Raw genomic sequence first — 7,333 nt, forward strand, 5'->3', positions numbered from 1 at the left:
GCATACCACCTTAAACACTAAAACCAACGCATAGTAAAAATGCCACGCGTTGCGAATCACTCTTAAACAGTTTGTTAGCTTTGTACTTCCTTGATTAAGGTTGACGCCATCTCTTCGATCTTTTCAAGTGACATATCACCTTTGTCTAAAAGCACACTTTGTTCTTTATCAGGGTCTTCCCAGTACTTACCTTTTAGATAACAGCGCTCTGCAAGCTTGTTTAGTTTTAAGTCTTCCAATTCAAAGCCTAACTCAGTCCACAGCAAGGAAATCTCACCTTCCTCGTCAATGTTTCTTGTTTTACTTTGGTTAAGCTTGCGAATATAGACCGCTGTTTTTCTGCTGGCTAGAACAACTTTTCTCAAGGCACCAATAGACTCTTTCTTTCGAGATTCTTTCGCTCGTCTGAGGTTAGATACCCATGATTTGGCATGCTTTATCAACTCCCACAAGGAAACACTTGTTACTACATCTATCACTAAATTTCCCTCTCAAAAAGCTAACGCCGCATTAAGGTGTGAGCAACGCTACCACCTAACCTAAACCATTGCACCGTAAACACAAAACCCAACGATGACACCAGAAACGCCAAGCGTTGGGAATCACTCTTAAATGCTTTGTTATGCCCGCTCTGTAAGCGCCAACTTTAACCCCATCGCCGCAAAGCCGCCTGCGAATACTTTTTGAATAACTAAACTGGCTTTTTCTGAGCGCACGATATAATCACTAAACGTACTCGCTAATGCACCATAAACTACAAATATGATAAATGTCATCAACATAAACACTGACCCAAGTATAAGCATACTCGCTAGAGGTTGCTCGACCTGTGGTGAGACAAACTGAGGTAAAAAAGCTAAAAAGAACATCGACAGCTTAGGGTTCAAGATATTAATCAAGAATCCTCGTATCGCAATATCTTTAAAAGACGATTTCGCTTGGTGTTTATCTAACGACAGTGGTGACGATGCTCGCCACATTGTCCAAGCCAAATAAAGCAAATAAGCAGAGCCGCAATACTTGACTATTTGAAACGCCAATGCACTGGTATGAAAGATAGCAGCTAACCCAAACACACTCGCAAGTAACGATGGAACAATACCAAATGTGCATCCTATCGCGGCAAATAGACTGGCTTTTTTACTGTTGAACAACCCAGTAGCCACTGTAAACAAGACACCTGTTCCTGGTATCACCACGACAACAAAGGATGTGATTAGGAACTCTAATGAAACCATAAAACCTCCTGTTTTTCGCATAGGGCATAACGCCCTGTTAAGGTGTGAGCAACGCAATGCAGAAGCTTCCGCATATCACCTTAATCACTAAAACCAACGCATGGTGAAAATGCCACGCGTTGCGAATCACTCTTAAACAGTTTGTTAAGCGTATTTTGCAACGACTGTTTTTTCTTCACTACCAACAAGGTAAAAGTTCCCATCATAACCAGAATAAGCAAATAGCAGCACATAGATAGTATTTCTTAGTATCGCCACACAGTCATATATGTCCAATTTCCAATCGCTAGACCAACCTTCATGAACAACTTTATTTCGCATTTGTATGGCTAAATTGATGTTATCGAGATTCTGTGCGCTAAATTGACTTAGATTATTTGAAATCAGCTCATTTTCAATATACCACTTAGTAGGATAACCATTAATTGAACGTTCATTGTCGTATATGTTCTGTTTAATTCGAGCAATCGAATCACTATCTACACCAAGTTTGCTAAGTTCACTAGTAAGGCATGATATTGCTGTATTCCTTGCCTTTTTATAGGTGTTATCTTTAATTACGCTTACAGTTTTATGTTTACACAGCCCCTCTAAGGCTGCTGCATGAGAGATCAATGTCCACTCATTGAGTTTCCCATTCCAAGCAAGATTACTTATTGCCTGAAATATTTGGCTGTCTATCAAGTCCTTCTTTTTGTAGGACTTACTGATAACATGCCTCATAAAATCTTCCCAAGTCTGAGTATCACTTCTCATTGGGTTAATCTGATTCGAGTATTTAGACGGGGCATTAGAACTTAAATAGTGATAAGAACAGACTGAATTTGAATGTATAATCTTTTTCTCTACCCACTCAACTTTAGTGCTTCGGCATAAACTATAAAACAGACAGGTAACAAAAACCTCATCTTCAATGAACTGCAATAGCGCATCACACTCTTTTGAGCCAAGCATCAATCGTGTTGAAATACGAGCTTCAATTCTACAATTAACGAACGCATAACTTACTTCATGTTCAATACCATCAATTTTATAGCTTCTATCCCACGTAAAATTATTTCTCATAGGAAAAGAATCAACACCGGCTATAACGTAAGCAACCCTATCAACACTCACTGATTTATTAGATGACATTTCCATTTTTTTAACATCACCTTCAAACTTAAATAGCTCAGATTTAGTTACTGAAACAACAATATCTACTTGAAACGTATCACTATTGAAAGTTAGGTCGATGGTCGCTTTTTTTCTATCAAAAGTAATTGGTGCTTGAGAGTTACCAGAAATGGAAAAACTCAAACCATCTACAAGAAAAGTACAATTACTTACTCCAGAGTAACAATTTGAATTTAACTCAATAGGTTTACCGTTAAATAAATTACTGTAAAAATCATTCAGTTCCACAACCACCTCCCAATACGCTTAACGCCGCGTTAAGGGGTGAACAACGCTATACCACCCAACTTAAACTATTGTGCCATAAACACAAAAACTAAACTTTGAGCCAAAACCGCCAAGCGTTGAGAATCCCTCTTGAACGCTTTGTTATGTGCGTGCTATTTGGTTGCTCTATTTAGTTGCAGTAAATCCCATTTGTTACCATAGAGATCTTGGAATACCACCACTGTTCCGTATTCTTCAACTCGCGGCTCTTCATTAAATACAATGCCATTTGTCTTCATTAACTCGTAGTCTCGCCAGAAATCGTTAGTTTGTAAGAACAAGAACACACGACCACCCGTTTGATTCCCTACTGCTTGCATTTGTTCTGGTGTACTCGCTTGAGCCAAAAGCAGGCTCGTACCACTGGAATTTGGAGGAGAAACTTGAACCCAGCGTTTACCACCACCTAAGTCAGTATCTTCACCAATGTGAATTGAAGTTTTTGAGTATAGAACTCAATAGCATCGTCGTAATTTTCAACGACTAGAGCGATGTTTCCAATTTGCTGCTGAACAGTTTTAGACATGACGATTTCGGCTATTTCAAAACGCTGATTGTACACTATTTTATTATTTCCGAGAAAGCACATAACGCCGCGTTAAGTGGTGAACAACGCCAACCAACACACTTAAACCATTGTACCTTAAACACTAAATTCAACTTAAACTAAGATCGCCAAGCGTTGTGAATCCCTCTTAAACGCCTTGTTAGGTGCGTAGCCAAAGTTGGTAAAAGTCTGTTTCATCGTGCTTGGGGTTCTTACGCACGAACTCCCAACCATTGCGCGTATAGAATGTGAGAGCTCGATGGTTAGTTCGACTTACTGAAAGTACAGCACGCAAACAACCCGCTGTACTCAATGTGCTTACAATATAATCCTGCAATTTTGCAGCGAGTCCTGAACCACGAAACTTCGGCTTTAAGTAAATGAGATGCACATAGCCAGCCTCCTGCTCAGGTGAAAAGCTACGAAACTCTAACTGCCCTGCAAACTGACCATCCACAAATATATGGATATAGAACCATCCTGATGTTGCTAACCGGTCTAATACTCGTTCACGATAACCACTGATGAAGTCGTCGAAACCATCGTAATGCCCAAAACTACAAAAGTATGCATCTTTTCTCGCAGCAACGCATAATTCGAAGTCATCAATGTTTATCTGCCGAAAAGCAACTTCCATACTTACCTTTTCCTTCAAGCACCTAACGCCCTGTTAAGGTGTGAGCAACGCAATGACCAAGTTTCCGCATACCGCCTTAAACACAAAACGCAACGCATAGCGAAAATGCCAAGCGTTGCGAATCACTCTTAAACAGATTGTTATGTGCGTCGTATAGCGACTAAAACAACATCTTCTCTACGGAGTGTTGGAGATGCATTAATACCCGGATGAGGATCGTCGTTAGGGAACTCAAGCCCCCATATCATTGGTTCAAGCTCTTCTTTAGTATAGTGATATATAACTGGTTGCGAAGACTCTTCATCGCAGATAGTAAAAGGTTGCCCTTCAGAAGGAGTGACCACAATATTAATTTCAATCTCGTCATGATCACCAAGCTTAAACTTCCAAAATGCGGAGCCATCGTGAGTTTGAGTTGTATCACTAACCAGCAAATGATGCTTTGTAATTAACTGATATGCAGCAAAACCCAAGCCTAAACCTTGGTAATCAGTACTGAAATAAGCGCTTTTTATCTGAACACCGCCTTCTAAGCAGGTGCCATCAGCATCCAGTTTATTGAAGTCTACGTTCCCTGCCGTACTAGAAACAGTATCTCCATTCATGATTTCTACTGTGACGCTACCTTCATTATCTCCTTCGACTAAGGATAGGCGAACGTTTAGTGAATCTGGACCAACGTCAGATAGAAAGACAACTTCAAGAGTATTGTCGATATCGAAATCGCGCAGTTCAGAAGCGCTTAAAGGGACTTTATCGTGAGATTCAGAAATGATTACAGGGGACATGACGCATGATAGTCGTTAAAATTCATGTCCCCATTATTTCATTTTAACTCTAATGTGCAACAGAAATATTATGAGATTTAGATATTTCTGGAATAAACCTACTTAGAGCTCTAACAAGTTCAAATGAATCAGTTTTTAAGTTCCAGTTTTCTGGTTGAAAAGCTGCAAACTTAATGTTTCCGCTAATTTTGCTAACCTGCAAATGTGCTAGAGGAACAACTTTAGGTGATGGGTCATTCTCCCATTTAGATTCAATAATGTAGTACTGTGATACAGATCCAGTACCTTTGGAAGCAAAGATACTAAAAGCGACTCCATTATCGGCAATAAAAGTTTTGTTAATAGAGACGGCTTTAGATTTTAATCTGTACGATGACAGTGTTTGTACTCTCATAACCATCCTCCAAATGACCTATTGAAACTTATCAATAGTATAACGCCCCATTAAGTGGTGAGCAACGCATACACTACACTTTATGCTCAATGTCACACCAAGCCAATCTAAGCACATGAATTAATTTAACTTTTATCTACTATTTCTTTTGAAGTTTCAAGTTAACATTCAACGTTATTGTTAAAGTTAACCAATTAAAGCACATAACGCCCAATTAAGTAGTGAGTAACGATACCACTTAACCAGAACATTGTGCCTTAATCACTAAAACTAATTCAAACCCAAAATGCCGAGCGTTACGAATCTGCTTAAATTGTTTGTTATGTTTTACCACAAGTAACTGACTTACTTGAGAAAGAACTGATGATTCAGACTATTTTTCTCAACCAAACCTCAAGGCAAAAACCAACTTAGTCACCAAAGGCGACCAACCTAAAACAAGTAGGAACACTTCCCTGCCCAATGAGGCAACACGACAAGCATCCAACAACTACCCTAGTCTCTTCTCACAACAGCGCCAAACAAGGGTGAGTTGCCGAGACAACTGCCAAGGTAGGATGTTGCTTGGGAAATAGCCTCAAAGCGACTTTAAGCCAGAGAAACTGAAAGCTATCCTACTCGACCTGACAATGAAGCAACCCACGAATACTGGCATGTTTTACAGCCTAAGTAGTTCAAGAATTTAGGCCGGCAATACTGATTTGCTGAGTCTACTAGGGACAAACTGTCTGAGGGAGAAAGAACTAGAGCCTAAGACATTTAAGCCATTGAAATACAAGTAAACATAACGCCGCGTTAAGTGGTGAGCAACGCCGACCACCTTACCTAAACCATTGTGCCGTATACACTAAAGCTGAATCAAACCGAAAATGCCGAGCGTTGGGAATCCGTCTTAAACGCTTTGTTATGAGGCAAGTTGAAGCGACAAAGAAAGGAAGTTTTCATCGCTTTCAGTCACCTTATAGCCAAGAGAATTGTAAAACCTTACCGCTGACTCATTTCTAGTAAAGCTTGATAAGGTTACTTGACTACGCCCTTACTCTCGCGCTATTTCGTGAACCAGATTCATAACCCTTCCGCCCAATTTTTGATTTTGAAATTCTGGAAACACAATGAGTAAATGTACATGAAGTGCATTTTCGTAGGGCTTGAAGCATAGCATTCCAACTCGTGTGTTATTGAGATATACCCAGTGGAACCAATGCTGCTCGTAGTCACTTTTTAAACGATTGATCTGAAACTCGTCGCACCAACCAAATACGACATCAACATGCGAATAAAGTCCTTGTTTCACAGCAGAAAATAGACTTTCAAACTCATCACTTTCTATTTGTATTAGTTGTATATCCATATGCCTCATAACGCCCTGTTAAGGTGTGAGCAACGCAATACCGAAGCTCCCGCATACCACCTTAAACACTAAAAACAACGCATGGTAAAAATGCCACGCGTTGCGAATCACTCTTAAACAGTTTGTTAGGCAGGTTTAAGCTCAGTCCCTATAACCAAAGATATTGATACTTCGGCAGCTTCTTTTGAAGGCTCCACGTCCCCTCGAATACCGCTATTTATAGCAGCTAGCATGCAGATGAATAGAATCAGTGCGCCTACGTAGATGTAATAACTTTTAAAGTAACTAAAGTTATTTTGCTCGAAAAACTCATACCCAGCAAACTTGGCCATAAGAATTTTGGGGATAACTATGAAAACTGGGAAAAAAAGCGCTGCAAACACTGACCACCAAGGATAGATTGTCGGATTACCAAAACCGTACCATAGCCATAAACCAATAGGAGCTACAACAGCAACGACCCAATAAAACAGTAGATTGGGCTTTACTTCGTTACCATACCTTTCACTAATCTCGCGAAAAGCAACTTGCTGCCCTATGGCTTGAATACGCATGCCAGTTACAATACAAATAGAGGAAATAGTGGCTACATGAAGCTCTAACTCTGAATAGTGCAAACCCGCAATGGACGCTATAGATATCACAGGTTCTACAAAGAATGACTTGTAGAACTCCATACCAGACAAAATGAAACCTTTCCAAACTACGATTTTGCTAGATAATTCAGCTAAAGACGTCAAGGTCAGTATAAAGCCCATAACCATTGTCACTTTAGTCAATGCATTGCCTTGTCGAAAAGAACTCTTAAACTCGCCAATTTCTTTATCAAAATTCATGCTCAATCTTACCCATCCTGCCTAACGCCGCATTAAGGTGTGAGCAGCGCTACCACGAAACTTAACCATACCACCGTAAACACAAAACCCAACGATGGC

General features: G+C 40.0%; 7 protein-coding genes and 2 pseudogenes. All 9 read right to left on the minus strand.

Annotation, left to right across the window (positions count from 1 at the left end):
• Positions 1-74 precede the first annotated feature (74 nt).
• The 9 genes and pseudogenes from R7P67_RS22685 to R7P67_RS22725 all read right to left on the minus strand — a co-directional run bounded on the left by R7P67_RS22685 (position 75) and on the right by R7P67_RS22725 (position 7,234).
• Positions 75-479: a hypothetical protein gene (locus tag R7P67_RS22685; protein WP_053320428.1), complete on the minus strand. Its 405-nt coding sequence runs from the start codon at positions 477-479 to the stop codon at positions 75-77.
• 141 nt (positions 480-620) lie between these two features.
• Positions 621-1,238 (minus strand): LysE family translocator, encoded by a 618-nt coding sequence (locus R7P67_RS22690; protein WP_262654308.1) that lies wholly within the window; start codon positions 1,236-1,238, stop codon positions 621-623.
• A 144-nt stretch (positions 1,239-1,382) separates the two neighbouring features.
• On the minus strand, positions 1,383-2,642 hold the full coding sequence (locus R7P67_RS22695) for a hypothetical protein (protein ID WP_262654305.1): 1,260 nt from the start codon (positions 2,640-2,642) through the stop codon (positions 1,383-1,385).
• Positions 2,643-2,794: 152 nt separating this feature from the next.
• A pseudogene (locus R7P67_RS22700) lies at positions 2,795-3,207 on the minus strand (VOC family protein).
• A gap of 181 nt (positions 3,208-3,388) precedes the next feature.
• Positions 3,389-3,865 (minus strand): GNAT family N-acetyltransferase, encoded by a 477-nt coding sequence (locus R7P67_RS22705; protein WP_262654303.1) that lies wholly within the window; start codon positions 3,863-3,865, stop codon positions 3,389-3,391.
• Positions 3,866-4,005: 140 nt separating this feature from the next.
• Complete coding sequence (locus tag R7P67_RS22710; protein WP_262654299.1) at positions 4,006-4,653, minus strand: hypothetical protein; 648 nt, start codon at positions 4,651-4,653, stop codon at positions 4,006-4,008.
• Between the two features lie 49 nt (positions 4,654-4,702).
• Positions 4,703-5,047: a hypothetical protein gene (locus tag R7P67_RS22715; RefSeq protein ID WP_239928423.1), complete on the minus strand. Its 345-nt coding sequence runs from the start codon at positions 5,045-5,047 to the stop codon at positions 4,703-4,705.
• 904 nt (positions 5,048-5,951) lie between these two features.
• Positions 5,952-6,407, minus strand: a pseudogene (locus R7P67_RS22720) (GNAT family N-acetyltransferase).
• Positions 6,408-6,523: 116 nt separating this feature from the next.
• A complete protein-coding gene (locus R7P67_RS22725) occupies positions 6,524-7,234 on the minus strand; it encodes a heme transporter CcmC (protein WP_262654295.1) in 711 nt (236 codons plus the stop codon).
• Positions 7,235-7,333: the final 99 nt, after the last annotated feature.

This window comes from Vibrio sp. Vb0937, from assembly GCF_033338855.1.